Raw genomic sequence first — 15,563 nt, forward strand, 5'->3', positions numbered from 1 at the left:
TGGGATATCCCCTGTTGTGGATTGCACGCGCGTCATGGTGCACAGGTTCCCGGGCACATGACCAGCGACATAATGTTTCGAGCTTTTGCCTGAATGTTACAAACCCGGCACGACCTGCCCTCGGAATGCTGGCGCAATACCTGTAGGAGCGGGCATGCCCGCGAACACCGGCGAAGCCGGTGCCATACACTGAGTTGCCGGCTTCGCGGGCATGCCCGCTCCCACAGGTATTGCGCAGGCTTTGAAAACTTTGAGCAAGCCTCCACCAGCGCCGGTGCAGGCTTTTAGATGGCCTCGAGCTTGGCATACCCCAGCATCAGCCACTTGCTGCCTTCGGCAAAATTCACCTGCACCCGCGCCTGGGCGCCGGAGCCTTCGAAGTTGAGGATCACACCCTCGCCAAACACCGCATGTTGCACACGCTGGCCCAGGTTGAACGCGGTCTGCGGAATGCTGGCATTGGCGAACAGGTTGCTGTTCGTGGCCGTCTTGGCCCCGCCGAACGGGCGGCTGACGCTGTTGGACAGGCGCACTTCCTGAACCAGGCCTGCCGGAATTTCGCGTACGAAACGTGACACCTTGTTGTAGGTCTCGCTGCCATACAGGCGACGCGTTTCGGCGTAGGTCATGACCAGCTGGCGCATGGCGCGGGTGATGCCCACATAAGCCAGGCGGCGTTCCTCTTCCAGGCGGCCGGGCTCTTCCAGGCTCATCTTGTGCGGGAACAGGCCTTCTTCCATGCCCACCAGGAACACATACGGGAACTCCAGGCCCTTGGCGCTGTGCAAGGTCATCAGCTGGACGCTGTCTTCATGCTCGTCGGCCTGGGCATCGCCTGCCTCGAGCGAGGCGTGGCCGAGAAACGCCGAGAGTGGCGAGAGGTCGGCGTCTTCTTCGGTGGACTCGAAGTTGCGCGCTGCGCTGACCAGTTCCTCAAGGTTTTCTACCCGTGCCTGGCCCTTCTCACCCTTTTCTTCCTGGTGATAGATGATCAGCCCGGACTGCTCGATGGTGGTCTGGGTCATGGTATGCAGTGGCATGTCCACGACCTTCGCCGCCAACCCCTCGATCAGCTCGATGAACGCACCCAGGGCACTGGCCGCGCGGCCTTTCAGGGCTTTGGCGGCGAGCAGCTGGCACATGGCCTCCCACATCGACACCTGGCTGTGGCGGGCGTGCTCGCGGATGGCTTCGACGGTTTTTTCGCCAATGCCACGTGGCGGCACGTTGATCACCCGCTCCAGGGCTGCATCGTTGCCACGGCCTTCGATCAGCCGCAGGTAAGCCATGGCGTTCTTGATTTCGGCGCGCTCGAAGAAGCGCTGGCCACCGTAGATGCGGTAGGGGATGCGTTCGCGCAGCAGGGCTTCTTCCAGCACCCGCGACTGGGCGTTGGAACGGTACAGAATGGCGATCTCGTTGCGCGCATTGCCCTGCTTGACCAGGCTCTCGATTGTTTCCACCACGTAGCGGGCTTCGTCGTGCTCGTTGTAGGCCGCATACAGGGTCAGCGGTTCGCCTTCGCCCATGTCGGTCCACAGCTCCTTGCCCAGGCGCCCGCTGTTGTTGGCGATCAGCGCGTTCGCTGCCTTGAGGATGCCGCCAGTGGAGCGGTAGTTCTGCTCCAGGCGGATCATCTCGGCGTCGGGGAAGTCGGCAGTGTACTGGTGAATGTTCTCGATCTTGGCACCACGCCAGCCGTAGATCGACTGGTCGTCATCGCCCACCGCCATCAGGCTGTCACCGCCGCGCGCCAGCAGGCGCAGCCAGGCGTACTGCACGGCGTTGGTATCCTGGAACTCGTCCACCAGCACGTGGCGGAAGCGCCGCTGGTAATGCTCCAGCAGGCCCGGGTGGTCGCGCCACAGGTCCAGGGCGCGCAGCAGCAGCTCGGAGAAGTCGATGACCCCGGCGCGCTCGCAGGCCTGCTCATAGGCGGTATAGACGTCGCGCATGGTCGACAGGAACAGGTCGCCCCCGGCCTGGATATGCTGTGGTCGCAGGCCTTCGTCCTTCTGCCCGTTGATGAACCACTGGGCCTGGCGTGCCGGCCATTTCTGCTCGTCCAGGCCAAGCTCGCGCATCACCCGCTTGATCAGGCGCTGCTGGTCGTCGCTGTCGAGGATCTGGAAGTTCTGCACCAGCCGTGCTTCCTGCCAGTGGGCCCGCAGCAAGCGGTGGGCCAGGCCGTGGAAGGTGCCGACCCACATGCCCGCCGGGTTGATGCCCAGCAGTTGCTCGATCCGCTGGCGCATTTCTGCCGCGGCCTTGTTGGTGAAGGTCACCGACAGGATCGAGTGCGGCGATGCCTGCTCCACCTGGATCAGCCAGGCAATGCGGTGCACCAGCACGCGGGTTTTACCGGAACCGGCGCCAGCAAGCACCAGTTGACGCCCGAGCGTGGCCGCTACGGCCTGGCGTTGGGCATCGTTGAGGGAATTCAGCAGGAGGGAGAGGTCGTCTGTGCGCATCGGGCCATTCTAGGGCGCGGCAGGAAATGGGGCAAACCTCCACTGTATAAATATTCACCTGCCGCATGCCCGTTCATCGAGCCGATGGCAGGTGCCAGGCCACCGCTCGGGCGGCCTGGCAGGCAGCGGTTCAGTCAATCGCCTCGATGGTGCGAATTTCGCAGCGCTGCGAACCGTCGGCATGGATGATCTCCACGGTTTTCCAGCCAGTGCCGCCTGCACGTTCGAAAACCACGGTTTTTTCGGTCAGCACCTGCGGGGTGATTGCGCCGCTATCCAGCAGTTGAAGCTCCAGCACTTCCCAGCCACCCCGGTGGCGCAGCTTGGGTTCGACCAGCACCGGTTCGATGGCCGGAGAGGCGACCGTAACGGTGCCATGAACCCTGAAAACCTGCTTGCCGTGGGCGATGTCGTTGATTGCAACGAGGTTGGTGATAGTAGCCATTGTCTGCTCCTGTCTCGGGTTGAAAGTAGCGCCAGCGCGCTGGGGCTACTTTCTGCCCTTTCGCCTGCCACGGGAGCAGGGCAGTGCTTCAGCTATGCCAATGCCTGCCGTGCCTGGCCAGCAGGCTGTTGGCTTGCTCCGGCCCGTTACTGCCTGCCGGGTACGGTCGCGGTGCCTGGAAGTGCTCTTCACAGCCCTTGATGATCGGGTCGATCCAGGCCCAGGCCGCTTCCACTTCATCGCGGCGCATGAACAGCGTCGAGTCGCCCTCCAGCACATCCAGCAGCAGGCGCTCGTAGGCGTCCCAGCGGCGGGTCTGGCTGAACACCTGGGCCAGGTTCAGGTCCAGGTCCACAGGTTCCAGGCGCATGCCCTTGCCCGGGCTCTTGGTCATCATGCGCAGGCTGATGCGTTCGTCCGGTTGCAGCTGGATCAGCAGCTGGTTGACCTGGCCGCCATTGAAAAGCTCGTGGGGCACCGGCTTGAACTGGATGACGATCTGCGATGAGCGCCGTGCCATGCGCTTGCCGGTACGCAGGTAGAAGGGCACGCCCGCCCAGCGCCAATTGTCGATGTGCGCCTCGATGGCGATGAAGGTTTCGGTGTCGCTGTCGTTGTCGACGTCCTTTTCGAAGTAATAGGCCGGCACTTCCTGGCCGCCGATGCGCCCGGCGCCATACTGGCCGCGTACGGTCTTGTCCTGCACGTCCTGGCCAGTGATGGGCTTGAGGGCCCGCAAGATCTTCACCTTCTCGTCACGCACCGCTTCGGCCTCGAACTGCGCGGGCGGCTCCATGGCCACCAGGCATAGCAGCTGAAGCAGGTGGTTCTGCAACATGTCGCGGGTCGCCCCGGCGCGGTCGTAGTAGGCGCCGCGATTCTCTACACCCAGGGTCTCGCAAACGCTGATCTGCACGTGGTCGACCTGGTTGTTGCGCCACACCGGCTCCAGCAGGGCGTTGGCAAAACGCAGGGCCATCAGGTTCTGCACGGTTTCCTTGCCCAGGTAGTGGTCGATGCGAAATACCTGGTTTTCCTCCAGCACTGCGCCAATCGCTTCGTTGATGGCGGTAGCCGATTCCAGCGAGTGGCCGATCGGCTTTTCCAGCACGATGCGCGCTTCGGCGTCGGCCAGGCCGGCGTTATGCAGGTGCTTGGCAATTGGCACGAACAGGTTGGGGGCGGTGGCCAGGTAGAAGATGCGCGTCAAGCCGCCGGGTTCGCCCAGGTAGCGCGCCAGGCGGCCGAAGTCGGCGCTTTGCGAAGCATCCATGGCGAAATAGTCGACCCGCGCGGAAAACCGCTGCCAGACCTCTTCGTCGAAGTCGTTGCGGGCAATTTGTGCCCGGCAATGGCGCTCGGCGAGCTTGAGATAATCGTTACGTGGCAAGTTGCGTCGTGCCAGCGCGATGATGCGCACGGCGTTGTTAAGACGGGCCTCGCGAAACAGGTGGTAGAGCGCCGGAAGCAGTTTGTGCAGGGCCAGATCGCCGGTGCCGCCGAAGACCAGAATGTCGCAAGGAATAGTCAAACCACCACTCTCCACGTTCGTTTAACTGGGCGGGTTGGCGTCCATGTAGTATAACTACAAGATAGCTACAACCCGGCCAGCCGATCATAACCGAGTCCAGCCTGTGAATCTGTTGCAACATATCGCCCAATCGCGCCACCTGCTGCGCAAATCGGAACTCAAAGTAGCCGACCACGTGCTACTCGACCCGGCTGCCGTCATGCACAGCTCCATGGCCGACCTGGCGCACAGCGTGGGTATCAGCGAACCGACCATCGTGCGTTTCTGCCGCGCGATCGGTTGCTCGGGCTTCCAGGACCTGAAGCTGAAGCTGGCGCAGAGCCTGGCTGCGGGGGCCAGTTTCGGCCAGTTCGCCATCCATGAAGACGACTCGGTCGCCGACTACAGCCTGAAGATCTTCGACACCACGTTGCACACCCTGATGGAAGTGCGCGAGCACCTCGACCCGCAGGCGCTGCAGCAGGCGGTGACCGCCATGGCCCAGGCGCAGCGTGTGGAGTTCTATGGCTTTGGCGCCTCCGGTGCGGTAGCGGCCGATGCCCAACACAAGTTCTTCCGCCTGCTGCTCAGCGCGGCAGCCTATTCCGACCCGCACATGCAGGCGATGTCGGCGGTGACCCTGAAGCCGGGTGATGTGGCGGTATGCATTTCCCAGTCGGGCCGTTCCAAGGACCTGCTGATCACCGCCAACCTGGTCCGTGAGAGCGGCGCCAACCTGATTACCCTGTGCCCCAGCCAGACACCACTGGCGGAGCTGTCGACGGTAAACCTGGCGATCGACGTGCATGAAGACACCGAAATCTACACCCCGCTGACCTCGCGTATCGCCCACCTGGTGGTGATCGACGTGCTGGCCATGGGCGTTGCCATGGCGCGCGGGCCGAGCCTGGTCAACCACCTGAAGAGTGTGAAGCGCAGCTTGCGCAGCCTGCGCTTGTCGCCCAAGTCGATCAAGGCTACCGACGACTGAATTCTTCCTGCACCGGCCTCTTCGCGGGCTTGCCCGCTCCCACAGTGATTGCGCCAATTTCAACAGGTGCACAGTACCTGTGGGAGCGGGCGAGCCCGCGAATGGGCCGGCACAGGCAGTGAAAATTCACGATTCTGTCACCATTCCACAGCCAAACCGTAAACCACTCAAGCCAGTCTGAAACTCCCGCATCCTATCTGGGAGACAGGCAATGGCTCGTGACTTCGACGGTACGTACCAACCCAGCGCCAAGGCTCGCAAGCAGCAGGAAAAGGATCAGCGCCGCATGGAATACCGCCGCGCGATCGAGAGCTATTGCGACCAACGTCAACTGCTCCGCGAACTAGTGGACTACCCCGAGCTGCAAGAGCTCACGGTCTGGCAGGCGTCGGCAGCAGCTTCCCCGAAAAACGCTCAACCAGCGCGCTGATCAGCGCACGTTCGCTGCGGATGAACGCCAGGAAAGCCAAGGCCACCGGCGACTGCCGTTTGGCCTTGGACTGCACCACGCACCAACTGCGATACAGCGGCAGTTCCTCCACGGGCAGCTCCCTCAGCACACCGGTGGCCAGCTCCAGGTTGACCGCATGGCGGGTAAGCATGGCAATGCCCAGGCCGGCAATCACGCACTCGCGCTGGGCGTCGGCCGAGGCCACCTCCAGGGTCTGGGTGAAATGCACGCGCTTGTCCTTGAAGTATTCCTCGCAAGCCTTGCGCGTGCCCGAACCCTGTTCGCGGACCAGCAGGGTATGAGGCTCCAGGTCCTGCAGGCGCAGTTGCTCCAGCTTGCACAGCGGGTGCTCGGGCGGTGCCACCGCGACGATCGGGTTGTTGAGGAACGGCAGAAACTCCAGGCCCATGTCCTGCGGCACCATGGACATGATGATCAGGTCGTCGCGGTTGTCCGACAGGCGGCGGATGGCCTGGGCGCGATTGACCACCGTCAGGGTCAGGTTCACCTCCGGGTGACGCTGCTTGAAGGCCGCGAACAGGTGTGGCACGAAGTACTTGGCACTGGATTCGATCGCCAGTTTCAACTGCCCCTGCAATGAACCCTGCATGTCCGAAAGCTGCATGTCCAGGCTCTCCAGGCGCCCGAAGATATCGCGGCTGGCGCGTTGCAAGGCCTCGGCAGCTTCGGTCAGGTAGAGCTTCTTGCCCACGTACTCGAACAGCGGCTGGCCGATCAGCTCTTCGAGCTGGCGGATCTGTAGACTAACGGCGGGTTGCGTCAGCGCCATCTCTTCCGCCGCACGGCTGTACGAACGCAAATCGCATACCTCGTTGAAGATCTGCAATTGACGCAAAGTCATACGCATCAAGGACTTACGCATTTTTATCCGCCCTTCGGCAACACCTTGTTACCGCACTATAAGCTTTTGCTAATACAGCCCCTAACAAATATTGATTTTTGTTTATCAACCTACAGCGCTAGGGTGAATGTGCGACTGGCCAGCAACGTCTGGTCACGCGCCGACCGGGAGAACCGGCTCGACTGTTCCTACGGCTTTGGGAAGACTCCAGTGATAAAAAAAATCCTGATCGCCAACCGAGGTGAAATTGCAGTTCGGATCGTGCGTGCCTGCGCCGAGATGGGCATTCGCTCGGTGGCGATCTATTCCGACGCCGACCGCCACGCGTTGCACGTCAAGCGCGCCGACGAAGCCCACAGCATTGGTGCCGAGCCGCTGGCCGGTTACCTGAACCCGCGCAAGCTGGTGAACCTGGCTGTGGAAACCGGCTGTGATGCCCTGCACCCGGGCTATGGTTTCCTGTCGGAAAACGCTGAACTGGCAGAGATCTGCGCCGAGCGCGGGATCAAGTTCATCGGCCCGGCCGCCGAGGTCATTCGCCGGATGGGCGACAAGACCGAAGCACGCCGCACCATGATCGCCGCCGGTGTACCGGTAACCCCGGGTACCGAAGGCAACGTTGCCGATATTCACGAAGCCCTGAGTGAAGGTGACCGCATCGGTTACCCGGTCATGCTCAAGGCCACTTCTGGTGGTGGTGGCCGTGGTATTCGCCGTTGCAACAGCCGTGAAGAACTGGAACAGAACTTCCCCCGCGTCATCTCCGAGGCTACCAAGGCCTTTGGTTCTGCGGAAGTGTTCCTGGAAAAGTGCATCGTCAACCCCAAGCACATCGAGGCGCAGATCCTCGGTGACAGCTTTGGCAACGTCGTGCACCTGTTCGAGCGCGACTGCTCGATCCAGCGCCGCAACCAGAAGCTCATCGAAATCGCCCCGAGCCCACAGCTCACCCCCGAACAGCGCGCCTACATCGGCGACCTGGCGGTGCGTGCGGCCAAGGCAGTGAACTACGAGAACGCCGGTACCGTGGAGTTCCTGCTCGCCGATGGCGAGGTGTACTTCATGGAAATGAACACCCGAGTGCAGGTGGAACACACCATCACCGAGGAAATCACCGGTATCGACATCGTCCGTGAGCAGATCCGCATTGCCTCGGGCTTGCCGCTGTCGGTCAAGCAGGAAGACATCCAGCATCGCGGTTACGCGCTGCAGTTCCGCATCAACGCCGAAGACCCGAAGAACAACTTCCTGCCCAGCTTCGGCAAGATCACCCGTTACTACGCCCCCGGCGGCCCGGGCGTGCGTACCGACACGGCGATCTACACCGGCTACACCATTCCGCCGTTCTACGACTCCATGTGCCTGAAACTGGTGGTGTGGGCGTTGACCTGGGAAGAAGCCATGGACCGCGGCCTGCGGGCCCTGGACGACATGCGCGTGCAAGGGGTGAAGACCACCGCCGCGTACTACCAGGAAATCCTGCGCAATCCCGAATTCCGTAGCGGCCAGTTCAACACCAGCTTCGTCGAAAGCCACCCGGAACTGACCAACTACTCGATCAAGCGCAAACCCGAAGAGCTGGCCCTGGCCATCGCCGCCGCCATCGCCGCCCACGCAGGCCTGTGAGGAACCCCATAATGTCCAAGAAAATTCACGTAACCGACACGATCCTGCGCGACGCCCACCAGTCCCTGCTGGCCACCCGCATGCGTACCGAAGACATGCTGCCGATCTGCGACAAGCTTGACAAGGTCGGCTACTGGTCGCTGGAAGTCTGGGGTGGCGCCACCTTCGACGCCTGCGTGCGCTTCCTCAAGGAAGACCCGTGGGAGCGCCTGCGCAAGCTGCGCGCGGCACTGCCCAACACCCGCCTGCAAATGCTGCTGCGCGGCCAGAACCTGCTGGGCTACCGCCACTACAGCGACGATGTGGTCAAGGCGTTCGTCGCCAAGGCAGCGGTCAACGGTATCGACGTGTTCCGCATCTTCGATGCCATGAACGACGTGCGTAACCTGCGTGTGGCCATTGAAGCGGTCAAGGCTGCCGGCAAGCACGCCCAGGGCACCATCGCCTACACCACCAGCCCGGTACACACCATCGAAGCCTTCGTGAAGCAGGCCAAGCAGATGGAAGCCATGGGTTGCGACTCGGTGGCGATCAAGGACATGGCCGGCCTGCTGACCCCGTTCGCCACCGGCGAACTGGTCAAGGCGCTGAAGGCCGAGCAGTCGCTGCCGGTGTTCATCCACTCCCACGACACTGCCGGCCTGGCCGCAATGTGCCAGCTGAAGGCTGTGGAAAACGGCGCCGATCACATCGACACCGCCATCTCCAGCTTCGCCTGGGGCACCAGCCACCCGGGTACCGAGTCGATGGTTGCCGCGCTCAAGGGCAGCGAATTCGATACCGGCCTGGACCTGGAGCTGCTGCAGGAAATCGGCCTGTACTTCTATGCCGTGCGCAAGAAGTACCACCAGTTCGAAAGCGAGTTCACTGCCGTGGACACTCGCGTGCAGGTCAACCAGGTACCGGGCGGCATGATTTCCAACCTGGCCAACCAGCTCAAGGAGCAGGGCGCCCTCAACCGCATGAACGAAGTGCTGGCTGAGATCCCGCGCGTGCGTGAAGACCTCGGCTTCCCACCGCTGGTAACCCCGACCTCGCAGATCGTCGGTACCCAGGCGTTCTTCAACGTGCTGGCCGGCGAGCGCTACAAGACCATCACCAACGAGGTGAAGCTGTACCTGCAAGGCGGTTACGGCAAGGCTCCGGGCGTGGTCAACGAGCAGCTGCGCCGTCAGGCGATCGGCAGTGAAGAAGTGATCGACGTGCGCCCGGCCGACCTGCTGAAGCCGGAAATGGCCAAGCTGCGTGCCGATATCGGCGCCCTGGCCCGTTGCGAAGAAGACGTGCTGACTTTCGCCATGTTCCCGGACATTGGTCGCAAGTTCCTCGAAGAACGCGAAGCCGGCACCCTGACCCCTGAAGTCCTGCTGCCAATTCCTGAAGCGGGCGCAGTGGCGTCCCATAGCGGTGAAGGCGTACCGACCGAGTTCGTCATCGACGTGCACGGCGAAACCTACCGCGTCGACATCACCGGTGTGGGCGTGAAGGCCGAAGGCAAGCGCCACTTCTACCTGTCGATCGACGGCATGCCGGAAGAAGTGGTGTTCGAGCCGCTCAACGAATTCGTCGGCGGCGGCAGCAGCAAGCGCAAGCAGGCCAGTGCCCCGGGCCACGTCAGCACCACCATGCCAGGCAACATCGTCGATGTGCTGGTCAAGGAAGGCGACATGGTCAAGACCGGCCAGGCCGTGCTGATCACCGAAGCCATGAAGATGGAGACCGAAGTGCAGGCGGGTATCGCTGGCAAGGTCGTGGCCATCCACGTGGCCAAGGGCGACCGCGTGACACCGGGCGAGATCCTGATCGAGATCGAAGGCTGAGATAAGCCTTCATCTACAAGCGGTTAACCTCTGGGGAGCGGAATGCTCCCCTTTTTTTATGGAGCAATATGCAATTTAGTGCAGATTACAGGCGCCAAAGCCTCCATAATCTGCACTAAAATGCATAAATTGGGTGTGGTTCAGAAAAACATCTGCACTATACTGCAGGCTGACGGCTGAGGCTGATCGAAAACATGCAGTAAATTGCAGGTGGCCAATGTACCGACTCACGCTCCAATTACATGACCAAGGTAAATGGCATGATGCTATTGCCATCGCCTTCGCCGAACCGGAAAGAAGCCTCTCCAGCCCTTGCGAGTTCGGATACACATCCAACTACGTCAAGACCAATCTGCATGCGTACGACAGCCTGTTCAGCCAGGCGGCCAGTGCCAAGCTCCCGGTGGACTTTGGCTCTCATCGTCTACCGCATGCTCCTGCATTCCTTTACGACATCGCGCCTGCAGGGGCTGCGAAGCGTTTTCTGCTGAGGCATATCGGTCGTGAAAAACCGGCAGGCATGGGGGAAGACTTGTTTCTGCTAGGGCGCTCCACCCCAGCTCCGATTGGCAATATGCGCATTAGGGAGTCGGCTGAGTTACTGGACCTTGCGGACCCCATCGGTTTTACCCGCCAGGACGTCATCGTTCGCGATCAACGTTTTCTGGAGTACGCCTACGAGCAGGGCGCGGCCATAGGTGGCGCGACAGGCGCCGGTGGAGAGGCGCCAAAGCTGCTGATGACCGAAGATGAAAACGGCCAGCTGTACCCGGACGCGGTGCTTGCGGATGAGAGGGCCTGTCGCCATTGGTTCATCAAGTTCGCCAGGCACCAGGCCTTGGCCGATGATCAGGAGATCCTGCGGGCCGAGTACCTCTATTACAGGGCGTTGCAGCAGCTTGGCATCGAGACGGTGGCCAGTGAACACATGGCGCTGGAAGAGGGAGCCAAGCCCAGCCTGTGGATGGAACGCTTCGACCGTCAGGTTACCGATCAGGGAGTACAGCGGTTTGCCGTGGAATCGATGTATTCCTTGTGTGGTGTAACCGAACCCGGTAGCCGGATGGGGCATTTGGAGGTGATCGAGACGCTCGTTGGCTTGTGGAAGATGGCCGGGCAGGGTAAAGAGGTGCCTGATCTGATCGCGGATTACCTGCGGCGCGACCTGATCAACAAGATCCTGGGTAACGCCGATAACCATGGACGTAATACAGCGATCATTCGTACCCGCGACACGGTGTGTCTTGCACCCATTTACGACTTGGCACCGATGGTGATGGATCAGGAAGGAGTAACCAGAACGACGAAGTGGCCCGCTTTGATCGAAAGAGCAGGCGAAATCGACTGGCAGGCAGCCTGTGTTGCGCTGGCCGAATTCATCGATCCGGATGAGGCTTACCAGCGCCTGCGTCAGGAGGCCCGGCACCTATTGGCATTGCCCGATATCTTGTCCGGCCTTGGGCTCCCGGAGGTAGTGATGAATCACCCGGCGATTGCGCTGGGCAAGCTCGAGCGCCGGATGGCGGAGTGGGGGTTGGCATGACGGTTTCCATCGATGCCCGAGGTCTGATGATCGATGGCGTGCGCGAAGGTATTGCCGACGGCACAATCGAGCTGGGTACTGCCGTTCGCCGCCTGCGCGTAGAAGTTGCAAAGATGCAGCAGACCCAGTTTGCGCTGATGTGCAAGATTTCCGTGCGAACGCTCATTCAGATCGAGCAGGGGGACGGTAACCCCACGCTCAAATCGTTGAACGCGGTATTCAAACCGTTCGGTTTGCAGATGGGCGTCGTCAGGCGTGCGAGCCCGATCAGATAACCGGGCTTGCACCGATCGCGGGCCTGCCGGCCCGTGATCGGTTATGCCGTTCACCCCCTACGGCAGTCCTCAAGTGTCCGCACCTGGCCTTGCGGCCGCTGGTTCTCTTCACTCAACCAGCGCTCGAACGCGGTCGCCAGCGCCGGCCACTCATCATCGGTAATCGAATACCACGCCGTATCCCGGTTGTGATCCTTCACCACCAGGTGCTTGCGGAAAACCCCCTCGAACACAAAGCCAAACCGCTCCGCTGCACGCTTGGAGCGTGCGTTGGCGTTGTTGCACTTCCACTCCAGCCGGCGGTTGCCCAGCTCGAAGCCCAGCTTGCCCAGCAAATACACCGCCTCGGTGCCCTTGGGCGTACGCTGCATGGCAGCGCCGAAGGCGATGTGGCCGATTTCGATGCGGCCGTGGTCGGGCACGATCGACATCAGGCTCAGGATGCCCTGTGCCTGGCCGCTGGCGCGGTCGATGACGGTGTAGAACAGCGGGTCGCGGCCAGCGGCGTTGCCTTCCAGCCAACGGTCGAAGGCGGCACGTTCGGTGAACGGGCCATAGGGCAGGTAGTCCCACAGCACCGGGTCGGCCGCCGGGCCTTGCAGCACCTCCCAGAGGTCGTCGCCATGGCGCGCCGGGTCGAGCTTTTCCAGGCGGATGAAGCGGCCGTCGATGGGCTCGGCCTGGGGGGCTGCGGCGGGTTTCCAGTTCAATGCGTCGGTCATGTTCGGCTTAGAACTCTTTGCGGAATTGGATGAAGCCCGAGCGCTCGGCAACCTGTTGGTACAGGCTGATGGCGGTGGCGTTGGTCTCATGGGTCAGCCAGTGCACCTTGGCGCAGTTGTCGGCCTTGGCTTTGGCGTAGACGTGCTCGATCAGCTGGCGGCCGATGCCAAGGCCGCGCTGTGTGCTGTCCACGTACAGGTCCTGCAGGTAGCAGGCGTTCCCGATGCTCCAGTTGGAACGATGGTAGATGAAGTTGACCATGCCCACTGCCTTGCCATCGACCCAGGCAAGGGCCGAATGGGTCGGTTCGTTTGGGTCGAGCAGGCGTTGCCAGGTGCTGAGGCTGACCTCTTCGGTCAATTCGGACTCATAGAAGTGCAAGTAGGCCTGCCACAGGGCGAGCCAGGCAGCATGGTCTTGGGTGGTAACAGGACGCAGGGTAACGCTGGACATGGGCTATTCCTTCAGAGTTGGCGCATGTGCGCCGCGAGTTGGTTATCCAGGTAATCGGGGCTGGCGCTCAGGCCTTCACGCACGCCGGCAATGTCTTGCTCAGAGCGGTTCTGGCTGAGCTTGCGCGCGCCCTGCAGGCGGGCGATGGGCAGGCGGATGCCGACGATGGCGCGGAGCATGCCATCGAGGTAGTCACGCGGGGCATCGGTGACGTTCCACGGTTCGCTGCGGCCTTGTTCGTGGTGCTCGGTCAGGCGGCTGACAATGGCCAGCAATGGCTCGGCTTCTTGAATCACTTGGGCCGGGCCATAGGCGTGCACGGCCAGGTAGTTCCAGGTTGGCACCACCTTGGGGTTGTCGGCCTTGCTCGGGTAGTAACCGGGGCTGACATAGGCATCGGCGCCGGGGAACACCAGCAGGGCTTCGCCGCCTTGCTTCAGGTCGTGCCACTGGGGGTTGGCCCGCGCCAGGTGGGCATAGACGGTGCCGAATTCGCCTTCGGCGATATCGACCAGCACGGGCAGGTGCGTGGCCAGCAGGCCTTGTTCGCCCTTGCTGACCAGGATGGCCAGGCGGGTGTCGAGCATGTGCTGGTGCAGGCGCCCGAGGTCGTGTTCCTGATGGGGTTTGCTGTTGTACATGCTCGGTTTCCTTGTGCGATGGCTCCATCCTAGGCAGGCTATTGGTTCATAGTAAGAGCCATTAACAGCTGTTTTTATAGGTCCAATACCGTGAGCGAGCGCCCCCTAGTGTTGCCTTTCGACCCTGCCGGAATCGCCCTCGATCGCCGCCGCGGGCTCAGCCAGCAGCTGTACCAGGCGCTACGTGCGCGGGTGCTGGACGGGCGCCTGAGCAGTGGCACGCGGCTACCGGCCACTCGTGATCTGGCCGCCATGCTGGCGCTGTCACGCAACAGCGTGGTGCGGGCCTATGACCAGCTATATGCCGAGGGCTACATCGAAAGCCGGGTAGGCGACGGCACCTATGTTAGCCAGTTACCGAAACTCTCCGCTGCAAAACTATCCACACAAGTATCCACAGGGTTATCCCGGGGGTTATCAACAGACTTATCCACATTTCCCTCAGAAAACACTGAGGATTTATCCAGCAAGCGCTGTTCCAGCGAGCCTTTGCAGCGCCTGAAAAGTAACCATCTGCCGCCCCCAAGAAGCGGTGCACCGCGTGCTTTTCGCGTCGGTATTCCGGCGTTCGACCTGTTCCCGTTCGACGTCTGGGCCAAGCTGCAGGCGGGTTTCTGGCGCAACCCGGCTCCGGCGCAGTTGGGTTATGGCGACCCGGCAGGCGAGCCGCTGCTGCGCGAACTGATCGCGGCCTACCTGCGTCGCTCGCGTGGGCTGAGTTGTACTGCTGAACAAATTGTGATCACCAGTGGTGCGCAGCAGGCCATCAGCCTTTGTGCACAGTTGCTGTTGCAGCCGGGCGACGGTGTGGCTGTGGAAAACCCGGGTTACCGCGCAGCCGGGCATGCCTTTGCGCTGGCCGGTGGCAGGTTGTGTGGCGTGCCGGTGGACGAGGATGGCATGGACTGTCGCCGGCTCGGGCAACTGACGGATTGCCGGCTGGCCTATGTCACGCCAGCCCACCAGTACCCGACCGGGGTGACCATGAGCCTGGCGCGCCGCCTGGAACTGCTGGCCTGGGCCGAGCGCAGCGAAGGCTGGATCATCGAAGACGACTACGACGGCGAGTATCGCTACAGCGGTGCGCCCCTGGCCCCGCTAGCGTCGCTCGACCGGCACGGGCGGGTACTGTACGTCGGTACCTTCGGCAAGATCGCCTTTCCGGCGTTGCGCCTGGGCTACCTGGTACTGCCGCCGCAACTGGCGCAGGCGTTCAGCCAGGGCAGGGCGCTGGCGGTGCGGCATTCGGAGGTCAGTAGCCAGTGCGTGATGGCCGAGTTCATGGCCCGGGGGCACTTCCAGCGGCATATTCGGCGCATGCGCAAGGCGGCGTTGAGCCGGCGCAATGTGCTGAAGGCTGGCTGGCCTGTGGATATTCCGGGTTTGGGCGGCATGCCGGAGGTGGCGGCCGGGCTGCATGTAAAGGTCGATGTGGATAACTTTTCGCGAGAGCAGGAGCTGGTGGCCAAGGCTGAAGCGGTGGGGGTGGAGGTGACGCCGCTGAGCAATTTCTGGCTGGCGGATAGCGAGCAGCCTGTGGATAAGCGCGCGGGGCTGGTGTTGGGGTTTGCAGCGGTGCCGGAGGGGGAGATTGCCGAGGCTTTGATGCGCTTGCGCAAGGCCTGGAGAAAGTGAATGGGGCCGCTAGGCGGCCCAATCGCCGGCAAGCCAGCTCCCACAGGATCTCCACTGCTTTCGAGGCAGATGCAGTACCTGTGGGAGCTGGCTTGCCGGCGATTGGGCTGCAAAGCA

At 62.1% G+C, this 15,563-nt stretch carries 14 protein-coding genes; 7 read left to right on the forward strand and 7 right to left on the reverse strand.

The genetic code is table 11. The annotated features are described in order from the left end of the window. Positions 1–284: 284 nt before the first annotated feature. The 3 genes from uvrD to zwf form a co-directional block, all read right to left on the reverse strand. Positions 285–2,471: a DNA helicase II gene (gene uvrD / locus CAG22_RS00225; RefSeq protein WP_025341147.1), complete on the reverse strand. Its 2,187-nt coding sequence runs from the start codon at positions 2,469–2,471 to the stop codon at positions 285–287. 130 nt (positions 2,472–2,601) lie between these two features. Further along, positions 2,602–2,916: a hypothetical protein gene (locus CAG22_RS00230; protein ID WP_085588863.1), complete on the reverse strand. Its 315-nt coding sequence runs from the start codon at positions 2,914–2,916 to the stop codon at positions 2,602–2,604. Between the two features lie 88 nt (positions 2,917–3,004). After that, entirely contained in the window at positions 3,005–4,447 is a 1,443-nt protein-coding gene (gene zwf / locus CAG22_RS00235) for a glucose-6-phosphate dehydrogenase (RefSeq protein ID WP_085588862.1), read from the reverse strand. Between the two features lie 103 nt (positions 4,448–4,550). Between zwf and hexR the strand changes: the two genes are divergently transcribed. Together hexR and CAG22_RS28665 are read left to right on the forward strand one after the other, a co-directional pair. Beyond that, positions 4,551–5,417, forward strand: coding sequence for a transcriptional regulator HexR (gene hexR, locus CAG22_RS00240; protein WP_011536461.1), 867 nt, complete (start codon positions 4,551–4,553; stop codon positions 5,415–5,417). A gap of 211 nt (positions 5,418–5,628) precedes the next feature. Continuing rightward, positions 5,629–5,847, forward strand: a complete 219-nt coding sequence (locus tag CAG22_RS28665) for a PA3496 family putative envelope integrity protein (protein WP_080563834.1) — start codon at positions 5,629–5,631, stop codon at positions 5,845–5,847. Here the strand turns inward: CAG22_RS28665 and CAG22_RS00250 are convergent. Next, positions 5,789–6,751 carry a LysR family transcriptional regulator gene (locus tag CAG22_RS00250; RefSeq protein ID WP_046615347.1) on the reverse strand — a complete coding sequence of 321 codons (963 nt, stop codon included), beginning with the start codon at positions 6,749–6,751 and terminating at the stop codon, positions 5,789–5,791. The genes CAG22_RS28665 and CAG22_RS00250 overlap by 59 nt on opposite strands. 189 nt (positions 6,752–6,940) lie before the next feature. On the opposite strand from CAG22_RS00250, the gene CAG22_RS00255 reads away from it, so the two are divergent. The 4 genes from CAG22_RS00255 to CAG22_RS00270 all read left to right on the forward strand — a co-directional run bounded on the left by CAG22_RS00255 (position 6,941) and on the right by CAG22_RS00270 (position 11,994). Next, a complete protein-coding gene (locus CAG22_RS00255) occupies positions 6,941–8,356 on the forward strand; it encodes an acetyl-CoA carboxylase biotin carboxylase subunit (RefSeq protein ID WP_013974837.1) in 1,416 nt (471 codons plus the stop codon). 11 nt (positions 8,357–8,367) lie between these two features. Further along, on the forward strand, positions 8,368–10,176 hold the full coding sequence (gene oadA / locus CAG22_RS00260) for a sodium-extruding oxaloacetate decarboxylase subunit alpha (protein WP_025341144.1): 1,809 nt from the start codon (positions 8,368–8,370) through the stop codon (positions 10,174–10,176). A gap of 217 nt (positions 10,177–10,393) precedes the next feature. Further along, on the forward strand, positions 10,394–11,719 hold the full coding sequence (locus tag CAG22_RS00265; RefSeq protein WP_085703956.1) for a HipA domain-containing protein: 1,326 nt from the start codon (positions 10,394–10,396) through the stop codon (positions 11,717–11,719). Further along, positions 11,716–11,994 carry a helix-turn-helix transcriptional regulator gene (locus CAG22_RS00270; protein WP_085588857.1) on the forward strand — a complete coding sequence of 93 codons (279 nt, stop codon included), beginning with the start codon at positions 11,716–11,718 and terminating at the stop codon, positions 11,992–11,994. Before CAG22_RS00265 ends, CAG22_RS00270 begins: the two co-directional genes overlap by 4 nt. Positions 11,995–12,044: 50 nt before the next feature. On the opposite strand, the gene CAG22_RS00275 is transcribed toward CAG22_RS00270, so the two are convergent. From CAG22_RS00275 to CAG22_RS00285, 3 genes are read right to left on the reverse strand one after another with little or no spacing between them, the layout of a single operon-like run. After that, complete coding sequence (locus CAG22_RS00275; protein WP_085588854.1) at positions 12,045–12,716, reverse strand: GNAT family N-acetyltransferase; 672 nt, start codon at positions 12,714–12,716, stop codon at positions 12,045–12,047. Positions 12,717–12,723: 7 nt separating this feature from the next. Continuing rightward, on the reverse strand, positions 12,724–13,170 hold the full coding sequence (locus tag CAG22_RS00280) for a GNAT family N-acetyltransferase (protein WP_025341140.1): 447 nt from the start codon (positions 13,168–13,170) through the stop codon (positions 12,724–12,726). A gap of 11 nt (positions 13,171–13,181) precedes the next feature. Beyond that, a complete protein-coding gene (locus CAG22_RS00285) occupies positions 13,182–13,811 on the reverse strand; it encodes an FMN-binding negative transcriptional regulator (protein WP_085703958.1) in 630 nt (209 codons plus the stop codon). A gap of 90 nt (positions 13,812–13,901) precedes the next feature. Here CAG22_RS00285 and CAG22_RS00290 point away from each other — a divergent pair, with 90 nt between their 5' ends. Beyond that, positions 13,902–15,446 carry a PLP-dependent aminotransferase family protein gene (locus CAG22_RS00290; protein WP_085703960.1) on the forward strand — a complete coding sequence of 515 codons (1,545 nt, stop codon included), beginning with the start codon at positions 13,902–13,904 and terminating at the stop codon, positions 15,444–15,446. Positions 15,447–15,563 lie beyond the last annotated feature (117 nt).

The organism is Pseudomonas sp. B8(2017) (assembly GCF_002113575.1).
Classification (GTDB): Bacteria; Pseudomonadota; Gammaproteobacteria; order Pseudomonadales; family Pseudomonadaceae; genus Aquipseudomonas; species Aquipseudomonas putida_Z.